Annotated in this window: 21 protein-coding genes, 1 tRNA gene and 1 pseudogene; 8 read left to right on the plus strand and 15 right to left on the minus strand. The window is 61.6% G+C overall.

Annotation, left to right across the window (positions count from 1 at the left end):
- Positions 1 to 59: 59 nt before the first annotated feature.
- From HBO19_RS22955 to HBO19_RS22975, 5 genes are all read right to left on the minus strand, one after another.
- Positions 60 to 2,627 (minus strand): TonB-dependent receptor, encoded by a 2,568-nt coding sequence (locus HBO19_RS22955; protein WP_170042882.1) that lies wholly within the window; start codon positions 2,625 to 2,627, stop codon positions 60 to 62.
- Positions 2,628 to 2,745: 118 nt separating this feature from the next.
- Positions 2,746 to 3,714 carry a FecR domain-containing protein gene (locus HBO19_RS22960; RefSeq protein WP_170042881.1) on the minus strand — a complete coding sequence of 323 codons (969 nt, stop codon included), beginning with the start codon at positions 3,712 to 3,714 and terminating at the stop codon, positions 2,746 to 2,748.
- Positions 3,711 to 4,250 carry an RNA polymerase sigma factor gene (locus HBO19_RS22965; RefSeq protein WP_170058366.1) on the minus strand — a complete coding sequence of 180 codons (540 nt, stop codon included), beginning with the start codon at positions 4,248 to 4,250 and terminating at the stop codon, positions 3,711 to 3,713. Before HBO19_RS22965 ends, HBO19_RS22960 begins: the two co-directional genes overlap by 4 nt.
- Positions 4,251 to 4,429: 179 nt before the next feature.
- Entirely contained in the window at positions 4,430 to 5,317 is an 888-nt protein-coding gene (locus HBO19_RS22970; RefSeq protein WP_170058367.1) for a dihydrodipicolinate synthase family protein, read from the minus strand.
- Positions 5,318 to 5,342: 25 nt separating this feature from the next.
- Positions 5,343 to 6,125: an aldolase gene (locus HBO19_RS22975; protein ID WP_169956777.1), complete on the minus strand. Its 783-nt coding sequence runs from the start codon at positions 6,123 to 6,125 to the stop codon at positions 5,343 to 5,345.
- Positions 6,126 to 6,282: 157 nt separating this feature from the next.
- Between HBO19_RS22975 and HBO19_RS22980 the strand changes: the two genes are divergently transcribed.
- Complete coding sequence (locus tag HBO19_RS22980) at positions 6,283 to 6,810, plus strand: XRE family transcriptional regulator (protein WP_169956775.1); 528 nt, start codon at positions 6,283 to 6,285, stop codon at positions 6,808 to 6,810.
- Positions 6,811 to 6,956: 146 nt separating this feature from the next.
- Here the strand turns inward: HBO19_RS22980 and HBO19_RS22985 are convergent, their stop codons facing one another.
- Positions 6,957 to 7,973 carry a DUF4917 family protein gene (locus tag HBO19_RS22985; RefSeq protein WP_170058368.1) on the minus strand — a complete coding sequence of 339 codons (1,017 nt, stop codon included), beginning with the start codon at positions 7,971 to 7,973 and terminating at the stop codon, positions 6,957 to 6,959.
- 126 nt (positions 7,974 to 8,099) lie between these two features.
- Here HBO19_RS22985 and yiaY point away from each other — a divergent pair, with 126 nt between their 5' ends.
- On the plus strand, positions 8,100 to 9,248 hold the full coding sequence (yiaY, locus tag HBO19_RS22990; RefSeq protein ID WP_170058369.1) for an L-threonine dehydrogenase: 1,149 nt from the start codon (positions 8,100 to 8,102) through the stop codon (positions 9,246 to 9,248).
- A gap of 95 nt (positions 9,249 to 9,343) precedes the next feature.
- Positions 9,344 to 10,018 carry an NAD(P)H-binding protein gene (locus HBO19_RS22995; RefSeq protein ID WP_170058370.1) on the plus strand — a complete coding sequence of 225 codons (675 nt, stop codon included), beginning with the start codon at positions 9,344 to 9,346 and terminating at the stop codon, positions 10,016 to 10,018.
- A 10-nt stretch (positions 10,019 to 10,028) separates the two neighbouring features.
- Here HBO19_RS22995 and HBO19_RS23000 read toward each other — a convergent pair whose 3' ends face one another.
- Entirely contained in the window at positions 10,029 to 10,517 is a 489-nt protein-coding gene (locus tag HBO19_RS23000; RefSeq protein ID WP_169956768.1) for a DMT family transporter, read from the minus strand.
- A 68-nt stretch (positions 10,518 to 10,585) separates the two neighbouring features.
- Between HBO19_RS23000 and HBO19_RS23005 the strand changes: the two genes are divergently transcribed.
- The 3 genes from HBO19_RS23005 (at position 10,586) to HBO19_RS23015 (ending at position 12,866) form a co-directional block, all read left to right on the plus strand.
- Entirely contained in the window at positions 10,586 to 11,512 is a 927-nt protein-coding gene (locus HBO19_RS23005) for a LysR family transcriptional regulator (RefSeq protein ID WP_170058371.1), read from the plus strand.
- A 66-nt stretch (positions 11,513 to 11,578) separates the two neighbouring features.
- A complete protein-coding gene (locus HBO19_RS23010; RefSeq protein ID WP_170058372.1) occupies positions 11,579 to 12,220 on the plus strand; it encodes a LysE family translocator in 642 nt (213 codons plus the stop codon).
- Between the two features lie 118 nt (positions 12,221 to 12,338).
- Positions 12,339 to 12,866, plus strand: coding sequence for a DUF4142 domain-containing protein (locus HBO19_RS23015; RefSeq protein WP_169956762.1), 528 nt, complete (start codon positions 12,339 to 12,341; stop codon positions 12,864 to 12,866).
- 52 nt (positions 12,867 to 12,918) lie between these two features.
- Here the strand turns inward: HBO19_RS23015 and HBO19_RS23020 are convergent, their stop codons facing one another.
- Entirely contained in the window at positions 12,919 to 13,341 is a 423-nt protein-coding gene (locus tag HBO19_RS23020; RefSeq protein WP_170058373.1) for a low affinity iron permease family protein, read from the minus strand.
- 191 nt (positions 13,342 to 13,532) lie between these two features.
- On the opposite strand from HBO19_RS23020, the gene HBO19_RS23025 reads away from it, so the two are divergent.
- On the plus strand, positions 13,533 to 13,679 hold the full coding sequence (locus HBO19_RS23025; RefSeq protein WP_169956758.1) for a hypothetical protein: 147 nt from the start codon (positions 13,533 to 13,535) through the stop codon (positions 13,677 to 13,679).
- A gap of 13 nt (positions 13,680 to 13,692) precedes the next feature.
- Here HBO19_RS23025 and HBO19_RS23030 read toward each other — a convergent pair whose 3' ends face one another.
- The 6 genes and pseudogenes from HBO19_RS23030 to HBO19_RS23055 all read right to left on the minus strand — a co-directional run bounded on the left by HBO19_RS23030 (position 13,693) and on the right by HBO19_RS23055 (position 16,883).
- Positions 13,693 to 14,193, minus strand: coding sequence for a methylated-DNA--[protein]-cysteine S-methyltransferase (locus tag HBO19_RS23030; protein ID WP_169956756.1), 501 nt, complete (start codon positions 14,191 to 14,193; stop codon positions 13,693 to 13,695).
- Positions 14,194 to 14,307: 114 nt separating this feature from the next.
- Positions 14,308 to 14,433, minus strand: a pseudogene (locus HBO19_RS23035) (type II toxin-antitoxin system HicB family antitoxin); the annotation flags it as partial.
- A gap of 162 nt (positions 14,434 to 14,595) precedes the next feature.
- Positions 14,596 to 14,669: transfer RNA gene (locus HBO19_RS23040), tRNA-Gly, on the minus strand.
- Between the two features lie 128 nt (positions 14,670 to 14,797).
- On the minus strand, positions 14,798 to 15,682 hold the full coding sequence (locus tag HBO19_RS23045; RefSeq protein WP_169956754.1) for an alpha/beta hydrolase: 885 nt from the start codon (positions 15,680 to 15,682) through the stop codon (positions 14,798 to 14,800).
- Positions 15,683 to 15,978: 296 nt separating this feature from the next.
- On the minus strand, positions 15,979 to 16,671 hold the full coding sequence (locus tag HBO19_RS23050) for a pseudouridine synthase (RefSeq protein WP_170058374.1): 693 nt from the start codon (positions 16,669 to 16,671) through the stop codon (positions 15,979 to 15,981).
- Positions 16,671 to 16,883 (minus strand): cysteine-rich CWC family protein, encoded by a 213-nt coding sequence (locus tag HBO19_RS23055; RefSeq protein WP_169956749.1) that lies wholly within the window; start codon positions 16,881 to 16,883, stop codon positions 16,671 to 16,673. The genes HBO19_RS23050 and HBO19_RS23055 overlap by 1 nt, the downstream gene beginning before the upstream one ends.
- Before the next feature lie 218 nt (positions 16,884 to 17,101).
- Here HBO19_RS23055 and HBO19_RS23060 point away from each other — a divergent pair, with 218 nt between their 5' ends.
- Positions 17,102 to 17,461 (plus strand): hypothetical protein, encoded by a 360-nt coding sequence (locus tag HBO19_RS23060; protein WP_170058375.1) that lies wholly within the window; start codon positions 17,102 to 17,104, stop codon positions 17,459 to 17,461.
- Positions 17,462 to 17,519: 58 nt separating this feature from the next.
- Here HBO19_RS23060 and HBO19_RS23065 read toward each other — a convergent pair whose 3' ends face one another.
- Complete coding sequence (locus HBO19_RS23065; RefSeq protein ID WP_169956745.1) at positions 17,520 to 18,632, minus strand: enoyl-CoA hydratase/isomerase family protein; 1,113 nt, start codon at positions 18,630 to 18,632, stop codon at positions 17,520 to 17,522.
- Positions 18,633 to 18,740: the final 108 nt, after the last annotated feature.

Genomic DNA, 18,740 nt, shown 5'->3' on the forward strand with positions numbered 1-18,740 from the left:
CAAAGCCCGCAGGACGCGGGCTTACAGCTGGGTGCAGATTGAACCGTACAGTTGGGCGGTTAGAAGAAGCGGGTCACGCTGATCTTGGCGTTGCGCCCGACGCTGGTGGCGCTGTCGCCGCTCAAGGCTGGCATATAGCTGCGGTTGAACAGGTTGTCGACGGTGAAGTTGACTTCAGTGCCCTTGAGGTACGCCTGTTGCGGCGTCCATTTGGCGAACAGGCCCTGGGTGTCGTAGCTGTCGTTGGCGTACTGGTCGTAAAACAGGTCGCCAAAGCCACTGTTCAGGCCGCTCGAATATTTGTCGCTGGGCAGGCGATCGGTCTTGCGCACGAACTGGCCTTGCCAGCCCACTTGTGCGTCCCAGGCGGGAATCTTGGTGCCAAGCACAGCGACCCACTTGGCCGGTGGAATGTCCCGGGCCCAGACGTGGATGTCGCTGGCCCACGGGTTGGTGTAAGGGTTTTCGCGTTTGCCGGTGGCCCACGAGTAGCTCAGGGAGCCGAACAGATAGGTCGAGTCGTAGTAGCCTTCGAGCTCGAAGCCCTTGATGGTCATGCTGCCGATGTTGCGGTAGTTGGCCTTTGACGCCATGTCGGTGCAGACATCGGCGATGGAGCCGACCTGGGAGTTTTGTTCCTTGCAGCCAATCCCGGTGGCCTTGAAGATCTCGTCTTCGATCTTGTTGTGGAACAACGTCGTACGCAGTTGCAGGCTGTCGCCGCTGGCCATCACGTTGGCAAAGCTGGTGACGTTACCCACGGTGATGGCGGTGATGCGTTCCGGGTCCAGATTGCGGCTGGTGGAGGTGCGGCTGCCCAGGCCCTGGACTTCGTATTGCTCGTCGATCACCGGGGCGCGCCAGGTGCGGCTCCAGTTGGCGAACATCACCACGTCCGGGGTGACTTTCCAGAACGCTGCCAGGCGCGGCGACCAGCCGGCATAGGTGCGGTCGCTGTAGTCGTGGCCGTAGGCCGGGTCGGGGTTGCTGTAGTACGGCGCATCGTTGGCCTTGCCACGGTTGACCACGTGGTCATAACGCAGGGACGGGGTGATGGTCACGTCGCCCAGGGTCACCGCGTCCTGGATGTAGAACGCGTTGGTGTCGACTTTGCCGTGGGGCATGAAGGCCGGCTGGAAATGCCCGTAGTTGTATTTGGGCGTGTTGTAGGTTGCGCCGGGCATCCAGCTTTCTGTGTCGCGGATGTGCTTGCGGATCTGTACGCCGGTCGTCAAGGCATGGTCCAGCGGGCCGCTGTTGAAGCGGCTGATGTTGCGCAGCTCCAGGATCTTGTCGGTGTAGGCGGTGTCCATCTTGCGCCCGCCGGTGGACAGACCGACGACGGCCGTGGCGTCGCGTTCGTCGGTCTGGTCGGTATTGGACTCCGAATAGCTGAGCTTCATGTCGATCAGCGGGTTATCCAGGGGCTGGTATTCGTACTTGCCTGACCACGTGGTATCGACGGTGTGGCGGTTGGCCAGGAACCGTCTTACGGCCGCGTCGTAGCCATAGCGGTCGATATCGGTCTTGCGCGGTGGCGATGGATAGCTTCTGGCCGAGAAAGGTGTCCAGCGTTCGCTGTTGGCCCGGGAGTAGGAGAAACCGAGGCTGTGCTCATCGGTCAGGTACATGTTCAGTTTGAACAGTTGGCCGTCCACATCCTGGGCGCTGTTGGGCAGGCGCTGCGGGTTGATCGGGTATTCCTTGCTGTCATAGTCGCGCGCTGCGGCCAGCTTCATGTCGCCGCCGTCGCGCTTGGTCAGGTAGGCCAGGGCGTCGATGCGCCCGTCATCGGTGCGGCCATACACGGCGCCGCTGTAGACCTGTTCGTGGTCGTTGCTGGCATAGCCGTACTTGAGCATCGCACCGCTGTTGCGCCCGTCCTTGAGCAGGTCCGGCGCATCCTTGGTGACCATGTTGACCGTACCGCCGAACCCGCCGTTACCGGTGAAGGCCGAGTGCGGGCCTTTTTCCACCTCGACGCTCTTGATCATCTCGGGCTCGATAAACACGGTGCCCTGCTGATAGCGCTCGAAACCGCTTTTGGTCGCGCCATCGACCGTCATCGGTACGTCTTCGGCCTCGCCCATCCCGCGAATATTGATGATCTGCCCGCCCGGTTTCATCGAGCCGCCCATGGTCACCCCCGGCAGCGTCTGCACCAGGCTGGCGATGTTGTTGGGCTGCAGGCGGTCGATATCGGCCTGGGACAGGGTGGAGCGGCCGACGGTGCTGGCGTCGACCTGGTTACCGGTACCGATCACGCTCAAGGCGTCCAACTGCACGCTGGCGCTGTTGGTGGTGCGGCTTTCCTCGGGGCGCACGACATAGGTGCTGCCTACTTTGATCAGAGTGAACTCGCCGGTCTTGAGCAGGGTACGGATCGCCACTTCGGGGGTGAAATCACCGTTGAGCGCGGGCGCCTGGATATTCTTGAGCAGGTCTTCATCGAACAGCAGCTGGATTTTTGCCTGTTGCGCAACCTGGCTCAGGGACGTGGCCAAGGGTTGGGCCGGCAGTTGCAGGGTGAACGACTCGGCCTGGGCCGTGAGGCTGACGGTCAGGCAGGCGGCGATCAGTGTCGGTCGAACAAACAGGTGCTGGGCAAGGCAAGGCGCGCGAAACATGAAATCCCCCAAGGCGGCTAAATAGCCAAAAAAGGCATGCGTATCAAACGCAGACCGGAGGAAGACGCGGCAGGAAAAAAAATCCTCACATGCGAATGCAAAATATTCTCAAGTGGTGCTATTTGCGTGCTTCGATGCGGATCCTGCCGTCGGCCAGGGGCACGGTTTTCACCGGCAACAAGGCCGGCAGGGCGTTGAGCAGCGCGTCCGGGTCATTCACATCGAGGTTGCCGGAAACCTTCAGTTGCGCCACCGGGCCATCGGCCAACACCACGGCCTTGGGCCGGTACAGGCTCAGCTCATCCAGCAGGCTGGCCAGTTCACGGTTGCGAAAGGACAGGTGCCCGCTGCGCCAGTCGGCGACTTCGCCAACGGCCAGGCGTTGTTGCTGCACGGAGCCCTTGGCGTAGTTGTAGGTTGCCCGCTGCTGGGCGCCGAGCATGACGGCGCTGGCTTTTTGGTCGGGGGCGAAGGCAACCATCCCGTGGGCCACGCTGACCACCAACTGCTGCTGGCTGCGGCGCACATCAAACGCGGTGCCCACCACCCGCACATCGGCCTCGCCAGCGCGCACGAACAATGGCCGCTCCTTGTCGGGCGCCACCTCCACGTACAACTGGCCCTGGTCCAGATGGATCACGCGGCGATGGGCATCGAAGTCCACCCGCAACTGCGTGCTGGCGTTGACGTACAAGGTGCTGCCGTCCGGCAGGTCCAGGGTGCGCATGCCCTTATCCTGTGCCGCGACCTCGGTGTGGTAGAGCCCGCGCGGGGCGCCCAGGTTACTGGCGAGCAAGGCGCAGACCAGCGCGGCCGCCACTGCCAGGGCGGGGCGCCAGGGCGCGGGCTGGCGCGTGGGCAAGGGCACGGGTTTATTCAGTTGCTGCAGTTCGCCAAGGTCGGCCCACAGCTGTTCGAATTCGGCGTAGGCGCGCGCATGGGCCGGCACGGCATGCCAGGTGGCGAAGGCCTTGCGCTCCTGCGTGCTGCTTGCGTTGCGATTGCGCGCAAACCAACTGGCAGCCTGGGCATCGATGGTGTCGTGCTCATCAATTTCGTGGCCGTCGCGGTTGCTCAAGCGGGTCATTCTGGCTGCTCCTTGCCCGGGTCTTTGTGAAGTCGCTGCTTGCAGTGCAGCAGGGCAAAGGCAATGTGCTTTTCCACCATGCTGATCGAAACGCCCATGCGCTCGGCAATCTGCGCCTGGCTCAGGCCTTCGAAGCGGTGCAGCATAAGGGCTTCTCGCCTGCGGGGCGAGAGTTCGGCGAGGACTTCTTTCAACTGTTCCAGGCGTTGGAGGCGCAGGGCGGCGGCCATAGGATCGTTTTGCTCGTCGGTGACAGGCTCGGCATCCCATTCGCCCTGTTCATGATGGACGCTGTGCCGCACCTTCTGTTTGCGCCAGTGGTCGCGCAGCAGGTTGCGCGCCATCTGAAACAAAAAGGCCCGTGGCTGCTCGACCTTGCTCCGGTCGCGGTAGTCCAGCCATTGGGTAAAGACATCCTGGGTCATGTCCGCCGCGTCGCTGGCGTTGTCCGTGCGTTTGCGCAGGTAATGCAGGATATCTGCATAAAACCCGCGAAAGGCGTCGGCCGACAACGGGTCGGGCTTGAAACGAGACATGGATATCCTTCTTGACGCAGCACGCTGCAGAAAAGTCGCGAATGATATCGAGAATTATTGCTATTTGTCTCCGTAAATTTAGCAATGCATGCATTCCCCTGTGGGAGCGGGCTTGCCCGCGATGGCGGTGTGTCTGATCCACCGCTATCGCGGGCAAGCCCGCTCCCACAGGGGGTGTTTTAGCGCAACGCGGCCAGCAGCTTCTGCAACTGCGCCTGACCCGCCATGTCCAGTGGGAACACCGGCAACCGCGGATCTCCCACCTCCAGCCCGGTCATGCGCAAACCGGCCTTGATTGTCGCCGGCAAGCCACCCTTGAGGATGAAGTCCAGTACCGGCAACTGCCGATAGAACAGTTCGCGTGCCCGGTTCAGGTCGTTGGCCTGCACCGCCTGGTACAGATCCAGGTTGAGCTGCGGGATCAGGTTCGGCGCAGCGGTGCACCAACCCTTGGCCCCGGCGGCGAACGCTTCCAGGGCCAGTGGATTGCAGCCGTTGTAGAACGGCACCTGGCCCTCACCCTGGCGGTACAACTGGTGCATGCGCTGGATGTCGCCGGTGCTCTCCTTGACCATCGTCACGTTATCAACGCTGTTGACGATGCGCAGGATCAACTCCACCGACATATCCGTGCCGCTGGTGGCCGGGTTGTTGTAGAGCATGATCGGCACACCAACGCTGTCGCCGACGGCCGCGTAGTGCGCGAGGATCTGCGCTTCACTGAGCTTCCAGTACGACGTTGGCAGCACCATCACCACATCGGCACCTTCGGCTTCGGCAAAACGTGCGCGGCGCACGGCCTTGGCGGTGGTCAGGTCGGACACGCTGACGATGGTCGGCACGCGCTTGGCGACTTTTTGAATGCTGTAGGCGCTGACTTCATCCCACTCGGCATCGCTCAGGTAGGCGCCTTCACCGGTGCTGCCCAGCGGCGCGATAGCATGCACGCCGCTGTCGATCAAACGGTCGATGGAGTGGCCCAGGGCGTCGAGGTCAAGGGTGCTGCCGTCGGCGCTGAACGGGGTGATGGTGTAGCCGATGATGCCGTGAATTGTAGGGCTGGACATGGAATGTCTCCGGTCGAAAAAGGCTTCAGTTCAGGCAATCGGCGTGTTGGCGCAGGTTCTGCCGAGCGTAGTAGTTGAACGCGGCGCCGTGGCGCTTGGGCTTGGAGATCCAGTCATGGGCCTCGCGTCCCAACTGCGGCAGGATCGGCTTGACGGTCCCGGCGGCCATGGCCAGCAATTGCAGTTTGGCCGCCCGTTCGATCAATTGCGCGATCACGCAGGCTTCTTCGATGGTGCTTCCGGTGGACAACTGGCCGTGGTGCGACAGCAGGATGGCGCGCTTGTCGCCCAGGGCCTCGGTGATGATTTCGCCTTCTTCGTTACCCACCGGCACACCCGGCCAGGCTTCGAGGAACGCACAGTCTTCGTACAGCGGGCACAGGTCCATGTGTGACACCTGCAGCGGTACTTCGAGCATCGACAGCGCGGCGATGTGGGTCGGGTGGGTGTGGATGATGCAGTTCACATCCGGCCGGCCACGGTACACCCAGCTGTGAAAACGGTTGGCCGGGTTGGGCATGCCGTGGCCTTCCAACACTTCCAGGTCTTCGTTGACCAGCAGCAGGTTGCTGGCGGTGATTTCATCGAAACCCAGGCCCAGTTGCTGGGTGTAGTAGGTGCCAGGCTGCGGGCCGCGGGCGGTGATCTGCCCGGCCAGGCCCGAGTCGTGGCCGTTCTCGAACAGAATACGGCAGGTCAGGGCCAGCTTTTGCCGGTCGGTCCACGTATTATCCGCCAGGGTACTTTGCATCTGGGTCAGCGCTTGCTTGACCAGTTGTTCTTTGGGGAGTGCTAATGTCTTGGCCATATCGGTGTCCTTTGGGTGGTTCATTGGACGTCGATTTGCTGGTTCCCGCTGCTCGCAAGGTCGTTGGGTTCTGCAAATGACACTAAAGAGGCTATATGACACAATGTGTCATTGGCAAGCAATAATCATCGCCTCCTGCTTGGATTAATCGCTGCGCATGTCTATCCGTTTGAAATTATTGAGAAAAAAACTCGGTGTCACCTTGGAGGCATTGGCCGAAAAATCCGGGATGACCAAGAGCTACCTGTCCAAAGTCGAACGTGGCTTGAACACCCCGTCGATTGCCGCTGCGCTGAAACTGGCCAAGGCGTTGAACGTCAAGGTCGAGGAGCTGTTCAGCGAAGACAGCGTCAGCCTCGACAGCTACAGCCTGGTGCGCAGCCACGAGCGGCCCGACACTGCACCGGGTTACGCGGTGCTGGCCCACCAGGTCAGTGAGCGCAGCCTGCTGCCGTTTATCATCTACCCGCCGGCAGAATTCAGCGACAAGACCTTCAAGGAGCATTTGGGGGAGGAGTTTCTGTTTGTGCATGAAGGCCGGGTGGAAGTGGACTTCATGAACGAACGGGTGCTGCTCGAGCGCGGTGATGCGTTGCACTTCAATGCGCAAAAGCCCCACCGGATCCGCTCGGTGGGCGAGGTGCAGGCGCAGTTGCTGGTGGTGGTGCACAGCGCCGAAGAATAGGCCTGGAACGCGGTCAATGTAGGAGCTGGCTTGTGTGGGAGCGGGCTTGCTCGCGAAAGCGGTGTGTCATTCAACACATCCAGCGTCTGACCCACCGCTATCGCGAGCAAGCCCGCTCCCACATGGGGTCTCCAGTTAGGCTGGGATCAGTGCTCGACCGGCACCGACAATGCCGGCTTGCCCAGCGCATGGCTGCGCGCCGCAAAGAACCTGAGCTCCACTTCCATCCCCTCAAACAGCCCGGCAAACCTGTGCTTTTGCTGCTGGATAAACCCGTCGCTGCGGCCAAATACCGAGATCGCCAGGGTCTTGATCTTCGACCGGCGAATCGCCTCCACCAGGTGCCCGTCCTGTTCGCTCAGGTGATGGCCGAAGATGCACAGCGCACCTGCCTGTCCCAGCAATTGCTCATAGCAGAACGCCAGGTAATCCGAACTGCGAATGCTCTTGAGTTTCTCGCTGCTGGGGCCTTCGTTGATGAACAGCGGTACATCGTCGAGGGTCTTGATGGTGTTGTTGATGGCAAAACTGCTGAGCAACGTGCTGTCAGTGGACGGCAATTTGCGCGCCGAGCCATCCAGGTTGCGCACCAGGTGCAGGCCGCCGTGCAGGTACAGGATGCGCGTCGCGGCGGTAGCGGTATCGCGCAGGTCAAAACGTGATTCGGCGCCGCGAAACAGGTCGTCGATGCCCGGTGTGTGCAGAATCGACCAGTAGTTGAGCAGGTCGTAATTGCTGGTGAACACCGTCTTGTAGCTCGCCAGTTCCTGGTTGATCGTGGCCAGGGTCGACGGCTGCACCAGGCGCCAGGGGATATGCACGGCGTGGATGGTATTGATCAGCGCTTCCTTGATCGCGTAGTAGCGATTGCGCGGCGCGGCGGAGCTGACGGCCAGGGCTTTGTTGACGCGGCTGGTGGTTTTCAGGGCGCCCAGCACCTGCTCGAAGCTGCGGGTCTGCATCGCGTCAAACACGCTCAGTTCGGAAGCGCTCAGGGGCTTTTCTTCGACGGTGCGCGCGTTTTCAAACAGCGAGTCGTAGGCAAAATCTTCCCACACCGCGCGACTGGCACCGTTGCCGATCAGGATGGCGTCGAAGGCGATGCTGTTGCGCAGTGCGTTCCAGTCTTCAAGGGTGGCGTCGATATCCTGGAAATCCTTCATTGCGGCGGGTCTACTCAAAAACGGCTGGGTGGTGACTTTATCACGGGCGGGCGTTGATCTTGGTCAAGATGCCGCAGGCGGGTGGGGTTGATGCTGTAGGCATCAACGTATCCCCGAGGGTTCATCATGAGCAGCACGTTCTTCATTCCCGCCGTCAACATCATGGGCATCGACTGCCTCGACGAAGCCATGAGCGCGATCCGCAACTACGGCTTTCGCAAGGCGCTGATTGTCACCGACGCCGGCCTGGCCAAGGCGGGCGTGGCCAGCATGATTGCCGAGAAGCTGGCAATGCAGGACATCGATTCGGTGATTTACGACGGCGCCAAACCCAACCCCAACGTGGAGAACGTCGAGAACGGCCTGGCGTTGCTGCAGCAAAGTGCCTGCGATTTCGTGGTGTCGTTGGGTGGTGGTTCGCCCCATGACTGCGCCAAGGGCATTGCCCTGTGTGCCACCAATGGCGGGCATATCGGCGACTACGAAGGGGTCGACCAGTCGAGCAAGCCGCAGCTGCCTTTGGTCGCGATCAACACCACCGCCGGCACCGCCAGCGAAATGACGCGTTTTTGCATCATCACCGACGAAACCCGCCACGTGAAAATGGCCATCGTCGACCGCAACGTCACGCCGCTGCTGTCGGTCAACGACCCGGCGCTGATGGTCGCCATGCCCAAGGGCCTGACCGCCGCCACCGGCATGGACGCGCTGACCCACGCCATCGAAGCCTATGTGTCCACGGCGGCCAACCCGATCACCGACGCCTGCGCGATCAAGGCCATCGAGCTGATCAGCGCCAACCTGCGCCTGGCCGTGCGCGACGGCAGCGATATGGCCGCCCGGGAAAACATGGCCTACGCGCAATTTCTCGCCGGCATGGCCTTCAACAACGCCTCCCTGGGTTTTGTCCACGCCATGGCTCACCAGTTGGGCGGCCTCTACGACCTGCCCCACGGCGTGTGTAACGCGGTGCTGTTGCCTCACGTGCAAAGCTTCAACGCCAGCGTCAGCGCGGCACGCCTGAGTGACGTTGGCCGCGCCCTGGGCGTGACCGACAAACACGCCACCTTCGAAGAGGGCGCGCAAGCGGCCATCGCGGCGATCCGCTGCCTGTCCCAGGACGTCGACATCCCCGCCGGCCTGCGCGAGCTGGGCGCCAAGCTGCAAGATATCCCGTTGCTGGCGACCAACGCCCTCAAGGACGCGTGCGGCCTGACCAACCCACGGCGGGCGGATCAGCGCCAGATCGAGGAGATTTTCCGTAGCGCGTTTTGAGCGGGGCAGCGGCAAGTAGCAAGCTTCAAGCGACAAGCTGTTAACCTGAGCACCTCTTACAGCGCTTAACTTGAAGCTCGCCACTGAGGCCCCCTATGAGAGTTCTGCTATTCGGCGCCACCGGCATGGTCGGCCAGGGCGTGTTGCGTGAGTGTCTGCTGGCCGCTGATGTGCAGGAAGTAGTGGCCGTAGGGCGCACGGCGTTGACTCAGGAGCATGGCAAGCTGCACCAGGTGTTGCATGCCGATATGTTCGACTTCCAACCCCTGGAGCATCTGCTGCAAGGTTTTGATGCCTGCCTGTTTTGCCTGGGGGCATCGTCGGTGGGCATGGATGAAGCCACTTACACCCGCCAGACCTATGACCTGACCCTGGTCGCTGCCAGCACCCTGGCGCGGCTCAATCGGCAGATGACCTTTGTGTATGTGTCCGGTGCCGGCACCGACAGTTCCGAGCAGGGCAAGGTGATGTGGGCGCGGGTCAAGGGCAAGACCGAGAATGCCTTGCTGCGCCTGCCGTTCAAAGCGGTGTATGTGTTCCGGCCGGGGATCATCCAGCCGCTGCATGGCGTGCGCTCGAAAACCGCGCTGTACCAGACGATCTACAACCTGATCGGGCCGCTGCTGTCACTGGTGCGTCGCGTGCGGCCGGCCTGGGTGGTGAGTACCGAGACCGTGGGCCGGGCGATGCTCAGTGTGGTCCGCCATGGCGCACCGCAACCGGTGATCGAGCCTGCCGACATCCATCGCCTGGCCGCCGAGGGGCGGTGATGGCTGTGGCTCAGCCCGCAGCGGCCAGGGCCTTGGCGGGCGCGGTGCTGAACTGAATCAACGCCACCCCACCGATCAGCATCAGCACGCCGAGCAGGCGCGGCGCGGTCAGTTGTCGTTCCACCAGGCCAAACAAGCCAAAGTGATCGAGTAACAACGAGGCGAGGATTTGCCCGGTCATGGCCAGGGCGATAAATCCCGATGCCCCGAGTTTGGGCAAAAGGACCAGGGCCAGGGAGATAAAACACACACCGAATGCGCCTCCGGTCCACATCCACAGCGGCGCCTTGCTGATAAAACCGAGGCTTGGCAGCGGCAGGCGTAGCGCCAGGATCACTGGCAACAGCACCAGGATACTCACCAGCAGCGAGGCCAGGGTCGCCCACAACGGATGCCCGAGGCCGCGCCCGAGGTTGGCATTGATCGCGCTTTGAAACGGCACCACCGCCCCGGCAATCACCGCCAACAGCAACAAGCCCAGCCAATGCAACGTGGTCATGATCAATCTCCCAAAGGTTTTACTGGACTGTACGGTATTCGTCGCGCAGATTTAAATTCCAAGTTCTTATGCTTAACATGCATGCCATGAATGATTTGCGCCGCATCGACCTCAACCTGCTGGTGATCCTGGACGCCCTGCTCAGCGAGCAGCACGTCACCCGCGCCGCCGAGCGCCTGCATCTGAGCCAGCCGGCGGTCAGCCACGCGCTGGCGCGGTTGCGGGATCTGCTGGGCGACCCATTGCTGGTGCGCCAGGGTGGCGGCCTGGTCGCCACCGCCCGCGCATTGGAGCTGGCGGCGCCGCTGGCCGATGCGCTGGCCCAGGTCCAGTCGTTGCTGGCGCCGAACCGCTTCGACCCGGCGTCGGCCAGGCGTACGTTTCGCCTGGCCATGTCCGATTACGGCGCGGCGCTGCTGTTACCCGGGCTGGCACGGGCGCTGCGCGAGCAGGCGCCGGGGATTGACCTGGCCATCACCCACGCCAGTCGCGAAGGCATGCAGGAAGGGGTGCTCAGTGGTGAGATCGACCTCGCGGCCGGGGTATTTCCCGACCTGCCCGCCGAGCTGCGCAGCACGCCGTTGTTCGAGGAGCACTACGCCTGCCTGGTCGACCGCGACAGCTTGCCCGCAGGCGGTGTGCTCGACTTGCCCACTTACCTCGCGCGGCCCCATGTGCTGCTGGAAATGCGCGGTAGCGGCACTCCGGAAATCGAACGGGCACTGACCGCGATCCGTGAACGACGCCACGTGGCAATCAGCCTGCCCCACTGGGGCATCGCACCGCAGTTGATCCAGGGCACTGACCTGATCCTCACCGTGTCTTCCCAGGGGCTGCTGAACATCGACTCCCGGCACTTGCTGGTGGTGCCGCCGCCGTTCCATATCCCGTCCTTCGGTTTTGTCTTGGCCTGGCATAAACGCCGTGGCGGGGATGGCGCCTTGCAGTGGTTGATCGCCCAAGTGCAAGACGTGTTGGCCAAACGCGCGGCCTAGCATTGCAGTGCCGGATGGATTGTGCACAATCGACGCGCCCCTCTTATTTATCTGAGCGTGTTACCCATGACTTCATCATTGCTGTTTGCCGTCATCGCCTCGGGCTTTATTTATGGCATCACGCCGGGGCCCGGGGTGCTGGCGGTATTTGGCATTGGGGCGGCACGCGGGCGTCGGGCCGGCGCGGGATTTTTGTGCGGGCACCTGTTGGGTGATGTGGTGTGGTGTAGCACCGCGTTGGTGGCGATTGTCGGCGCCCGGGAAATCGGCAGCAGTGCGTTTGATGTGTTGGGTGTGCTCAGCGCCCTGTATCTGTTTTGGCTGGGCATTCGGGCGATTCGAACCCGCAGCCGCAGCGGCGAGGCTGCCCAGGGCGCGGCGCGCCATCCGTTCTGGCACGGCATTTTGTTTGGCCTGACCAACCCCAAGGCGTACCCGGTGGCCGTGGCCACGTTCACCGCGTTGCTGTCGAGCCGGGCCGAGTTGCTGACCTGGGGCATGTTGCCGTGGTTGATTGTCCTGAGCTTTTTCGGTGGCCTGCTGGCTTACGGGATCCTGATCGGCGTCGTGGGCGCGCGGCAGGTGCGCACGGTGTATCAGCGCCATGAAGTGCTGATCACCAAGCTGTGCGGCGTGATGTTCATCGGTTTTGCGATCAATGCCCTGGCCCACGCATTGCCGGGCTTGCTGGGCAGTAAAACCTCCTGATCAGCGACGACCGTTCGTCGCACCAGCAAGTTTTTTCTAAACCTTTGCATCCCTGAAAATTCAGATTCAGGGCGGGGCTCGTTCCCCGGCATGTCTTTATTACCTGGAGGAACCCACCATGAGCCGCATGGCTATCCGGTTACGCACCGCCACTTTCGCGATGCTGCTGGGCCTCGGCGCCAGCAATGCTTTCGCCCAAGGCCCCGCCGAATTCATCGAACAGGCCTCGGCCAAGGGCATGGCCGATATCGAAACCAGCCGCATGGCCCACGCCAAGACCTCGTCCCAGGAGATCAAGGACTACACCATCGAGGTCATCAACGAACGCACCCTGGCCAATCAACATTTGGCGGCCATTGCGAAAAAACTCGACCTGCCAGTGGCACCTCGCGACCAGATCGTCGACAAGGCCGAAACCCTGATGCCTGAACTGACCGATGGCGATTCCTTCGACGCCGCCTACACAGCCCAGCAGGTCAAGGCCAACGAAGATGCAATCGCGCTGTTCAAGCAGGAGGGCGCGGCGTCGGACATCCCCGAAATAAAGGCATTGGTTGACGAAACCCTGCCCAAGCTGGAAACCCGCCTGGAAAAAGCCCGGGCGCTGGCTTCATCCTATGGCAAGAGCCGTAACGGCGACGGTTGATCGCGGGCCTGGTCATGCAAGCGGCGGTTGGAGCTGATCCAACCGCCGTTTTTTATGCCTGGTTCAGGTCGGTCTTGACTGAGTCGCCTGGGGCCGCTGCTGTGCTGTCGCCGCCGAGGCTGACGGTTTGGCGCTCGCCCAGAGAACGGTATTCGCTGCGCAGTTTTTCCAGGGCTTTGAAGTCCAGGCCATCGAGGCTCAGTACCGCGTTCTGTGCATCCTTGGTCACCCGCAGCAACTCATCAATCTTGATATGCAACATGTCGCTGTCACGGTTCTGGGTGTTCTGGATCAGGAACACCATCAGGAAGGTGATGATGGTGGTGGACGTGTTGACCACCAATTGCCATGTGTCGTTGTAGTGAAACCAAGGGCCGCTGACGCCCCACAGCACAATCAACACCACTGCCGCAAAGAAGGTACGGGCGCTGCCTGCCCAGCGGGCAAGGGATTGGGAAAGGGTCGAGAACTTCATGGTGATGCTCCAGTTAGGTGCTGATGAAGTACTGACCGTGGCGGCACGCTGAAATTTCTTTTTACAATTGCTGACCTGCATGAATTTGACGGGGCTGTGCAACCGTTGGGCAGGTTCGAGGCGCAGGCATCGAACCCTGCTGGTGTAGGCCGGTCACTATTTCATCACCCCGTCAAAATGGAAGCGTGATCATGAGCCTCTCTCGTACTCTCTGCCTGGCCTGCTGCCTGGTGTTGTTGCAAGGCTGTTTCGACAGTTCTAACAATGAAACCCAAGACAACACCGACGGCAGCAAATCCTCGGTGCAGTTGAAGGATTCCAAGGCTGATCAGCCCTAGCGCTTGGTGGCTGTCAGAACAACGACCTTGTAGCCTCGCCATCCTCGAGGGTCAGCAAATACTGCTTGGCTTCAAGCCCGCCGGCAAACCCGGTCAGCCCGCCCGAAGCACCGATCACCCGATGGCAGGGCGCGACGATCGAAATCGGATTGCGCCCGTTCGCCGCACCGACCGCGCGCACGGCCTTGGGGTTGCCGATCTGCGTAGCGATCTGGCTGTAGCTGCGGGTCTCACCGAAAGGAATGGTCAACAGTGCGCTCCAGACTTTTTTCTGGAACTCGGTGCCGTCAAAGTCCAGTTCCAGCTCGAAGCGGTCGCGGGTGCCGGCAAAATACTCGTTCAACTGTCGCTCGGCCTCCAGCAGCACCGGGCTGTGGTTGACCTCTACCAGTTCGCCCAGGCGCACACGGTTGGCGCGCTCGGTTTCCCACAGGATGGCGGCGAGCTTGCCGTTGCGGGCAACCAGGGTCAGTTGGCCGACGGGGGAGGGCATCAGTTTGTATTCACACGGCATGAGTGGGCTCCTTGTTGCGCGGATCATTTAGCGGACAGGCCTGCACTTTAGCGCTCATCGCGGGTGGGTGAACTACGTTTCTTGCGGTCAAATTCGGCGGTGTCACCGCTGTTGTTACAGTAACTTCAACGCTGGCGACGCGAGGAACCCCGAGCGGCTTTTTTCTTCCGGGGGATGCAGTACGTACCCGTCAATTCGGTTGAGCAAATAGCCAGGCAGCGTGATGTTGAGCTTCTGCGCCGGCAGGTGCTGCAAGCAAGCAGTGTATGAGCGCGGGACAAGGCTGCAGGAGGGGGGGGGCGGGTTTTACTGGCAAATTCCAGGCATAAAAAAACCGGCCACATGGGCCGGTTTTTTCTTCATCCCCAACCCCGGCGAAGCAGGTGGAGGAGGGCAATTGAGTGGAGCGGGTAGAGGGAATCGAACCCTCAACTAAAGCTTGGGAAGCTTTCGTTTTGCCACTAAACTATACCCGCTCAGAGCGGCTGACTTTGTACCAGAACTGCGCGGCGATTTGAAGTTTTTCTTTGAAAAATGTGCAAGTTGCGAGCGTCAGCCGAAATGTTCAGACAACCCTGGGCAGTCGTGCCCACCCAGGTCGCATTCAAATCGCAAGTGCATGCAGGGCCTGGCCCTGGTGATACCGCAGTCGATTCACCGACTGTTCCGGTTTCAAAAAGCCCATCAATGCCTGCCGGCTGTCGTTGCACGCGGCCTTGTGCTCCATGTCCAGGAAGTGCCCGGTGGCCTGGATGGTGCCGAAGCTGCTTTTGGCCACATGTTGCCCGAACAGTTTGGCGTCTTCGGCGCTGGTGTATTCATCCCACTCGCCGTTCAAGAACAGCACTGGAATGTCGATCTGCCGTGCAGCCTTGAGGTAGCACTGGCGGTCGCTGTTGAGTACCTGGCTGATGTGATAGTGCATCTGCCCGTACTCGTGCTCGGCCAGGGTGCTGACGTGCCGATAGTTGAAGCGCTTGAACAGCGGCGGCAGGTGTTTGCCGATGGTGCTGTTGACCAGGTTGCCGACGCTGTGGCGGTCGAGGTTGCCGAGGTAGTCGACGCCACGTTCCAGGTAGTCGCGCATCGGCGCGTTGATCAGCGGCGAGAACGAGCTGATCACGGCTTTTTCCACGCGGCGAGGGCGCTGGGACAAGGCGACGAGGGTGGCGACGCCGCCCCAGGAAAACGACAGCACATGCTCGGCGGCGAAGTGGTCGATGAGTTCCAGGAGGATCTGGCCTTCAATGTCCTTCGTCAGCATTTGCTCATGGCGGTTGTGGGCTTTGGAGCGACCGGCGTAGGGCTGATCGTACAAAACCACATTAAATTGCGGGTACAGGCTTTTCACGGTCTGGGCGAAAGACGCAGTGGTGGCCATGGAGCCGTTGACCAGGATGATGGTCTTTTGAGCAGCGTCCGCGCGATAGAACTCCGTGTAAACCCGATACTGACCCTGTATATCCAGCACAGCGATTTCTGGCCTCATGTCGTAAGACTCCTGGCAAGCGGGTGGTGCGCGCAGATCACTCTGCACGAGCTTTGTGACAGGTAGGCATACGCCTTGAAAGGAGGCCCATGTCGGTCCGATGAAACTGGCCGACGGGTGTTGTTATGGCGGGCAACTTGCCATGGCCCGCACGTCAAGCGGTGTGGGCAGGCACAGTGTTTCTTGGAAGGTTGGGTGACTCGCCAGTCAGATTGCGGCTGGCGTTTTGATTCAAGCAGGAGGCGGGCCAGGTCGCAAGTTTCACCCCGCAGTTTGGGCTATCACCGGCTGAACGGTCATATCTGGCAGATTTCCGTGTCGCTCAGCGGCCGATACTGGCCGGGAGCGAGCCGTTCATCCAGCACCAGCGGCCCCATGCATTCGCGATGCAGGCGTATCACCTTGTTGTCGAAGTGCCCGAACATGCGCTTGACCTGGTGATAACGCCCTTCAATGATGCTCAGGCGCGCGCTTTTGGGGCCCAGCACTTGCAGGTCGGCCGGTTGGGTGGTCAGGTCCTCGAAGGCGAAGTACAGGCCGGCGCGGAATGTTGCGGCATACTCCGGGCCAATCTCCTGTTCGGTCTCGACGTAGTAGACCTTGGGCAGCTTGGTGTGGGGCTGTGTCAGGCGTCGGGACCACTGGCCATCATTGGTGATCAGCATCAGCCCGGTGGTGTTGAAGTCCAGGCGGCCAGCGATATGCAGGTCGCCCTGGTCCGGCTCATCCAGCAGATCAAGGACAGTGGGGTGCTGTGGATCGACAGTGGCACTCACGCACCCTGGCGGCTTGTGCAGCATGAAATAACGTGCGGGTTTGCCCGCTTGCAGGATCTGGCCATCACACTCCACGCGGCTGAACTCGCGAACGTCCTGGCGCGGGTCGGCAACCGGCTGCCCATCGACGCTGATCCGGCGCTCTGCCAGTAGCAGGCGCACTTGCTGGCGATTGAAGCGGGGCAGGTTACTGAGGAAGCGGTCGATACGCATTACCGGGGCTCGACCCCGCGCAATTGGGCGTCGACCTGGGCACAGCGCGGGCACAGGCAGGCCGTGTTGCGCAGTTCCGGCGCCAGGGCTTCGAGCAGCTTGGGGTCGATGGTGACGCTGTAGCACCAGCAGGCACGGTCAGCGGTGCGCGGGTCGGCCAAGGTGCAGTCGTTGCGGGCGCCGCAGGCGGGGCAAAGTGTGGGAGTGGTCATCGGTCGGTTCAGGCGTAATTCAGTCAAGATCCCGGTGAAACCCGGTGTCCCTGGCACGATACAGGCCTGGGCGGTTTATTGCGCCACAGATGTATCAATCTATGTCCAAGTCGCACCAGATTCGGTTTTTGATGTCTGATCTTCTGTCATTCAGCAAAAGCTGTGTGGCGCCCCCCAGCGTCGCTGGTGTGTGCTCTTCCGCGGTCCAGGAGGCCGCCATGTATCGTCGATTGCTCCTCAGCGCTGTGCTCGGCTTGACCCTTTCTGCCTGCGTGCCTTATTACGATGGAGGCTCCAGCTACTATCGATCCGAAGTCTATACCGCGCCCGCGCCGGTCTATTACTACGGCGGTGGCCCGTCCTACCAGTACCGGCGGGGCTATTACGCACCGCCACCCCGCTATTACCCGGCGCCGCGCTATTACCAGCCGGCCCCCCGTTACTATCAAGCCGGGCCAAGGCCGGGTTACCGGCCATACCCCAGCCAGAGTTGGGGTGACCACCGGGGCAATGGTGGCCAGGGGCATAGAGGTGGCCGGGGTGGTGATCATGGAGGAGGCCGTGGCGGGCACAGGTAATCCGCTTATCTTTGGAACGGCGCGTCATGCGCCGTTTTTTGTGGCTGGCCGCCACATGTCATCGATCCGACAGATCTGCCAGCGGATGCCGTCCTTCCCAGGCCTTGTGAAAGTGCGCCTCGACCACGGCCTCGGGAATGCGCTTGATATCCGGCCAATGCCAGTGGGGCTGCTGATCCTTGTCGATCAGGCGGGCCCGTACTCCCTCGCTGAATTCCGGATGCCGACAGCAATTGAGGCTCAAGGTGTATTCCATCTGGAAAACTTCTGACAGGGACAGGTGCCGCGCCCGTCGGATCTGTTCCCACACCAGGTGCGCGGTCAGCGGGCAGCCCTCGCTCAAGGTCTTGCCGGCCCGGCTGAAGAGCGGGTCGGCATGCTCGCGCAGTTGGCTCAAGGCGCGCCAGGCGCACTGCACGTCGCCTACATCCAGCCATTCGTCGATCTGTGGGCGTCGCGGCAGCCACTGTGGTTCTGGCTGCTGGCTGGCAGCTTCCTGGGCCAGGGCCTTGAACAAGCTGTTGAGCTGCATCGCGGTCTGCTCCTGCCAGTTCAATTGCAACAGGCCTTCGAGCATTTCGCCCTGTTGTTCGTCCAGCAGGAAACGGTCTGCCAGGCCCAGGTCGAGGGCGTCGCGCCCATTCATATGGGCGCCGGTGAGGCCCAGGAACAGCCCCAGTTTGCCGGGCAGGCGCGAGAGGAACCAACTGGCGCCCACATCCGGGTAGAGGCCGATGCTGATTTCCGGCATGGCCAGGCGGCTGCTCGGGGTGACGATGCGGATAGCGGCGCTTTGCAGCAACCCCATGCCCCCGCCCAGCACATAGCCATGGCCCCAGCAAATCAGCGGCTTGGGGTAGGTGTGCAGGTGGTAGTCCAGGCGGTACTCGGCCGCAAAAAACTGCGCGGCCAGCGCCGGCACTTCACCCGGGTGCTCTCGGCAGGCCTGGGCCAGGCTGCGCACTTCACCGCCGGCGCAAAACGCCTTGGCACCGTTGCCGCGCAGCAGCACGCAGACGATCTGCGGATTGCGCGCCCAACTGTCCAGGCGTTCGCCGAGGGCCTGGATCATCGGGAGCGAGAGGGCATTGAGGGACTTTTCCGCGTCCAGGCTGGCGATGCCGATACGGGCACCGTCTGTGCCAGTGAGCTCTTCGAAGTGCAGATTCATCATGACCTCAATCGGTAAATTGAACGTTGAGTATGATCCCTTCGGGGGAAAGTGCCGGTTCTGCGTCAGATCAATTGACAAGTGGAGTGGGCTTTCCTAGGGTTCGCC

This window comes from Pseudomonas sp. WS 5021, from assembly GCF_012985535.1.
Classification (GTDB): domain Bacteria; phylum Pseudomonadota; class Gammaproteobacteria; order Pseudomonadales; family Pseudomonadaceae; genus Aquipseudomonas.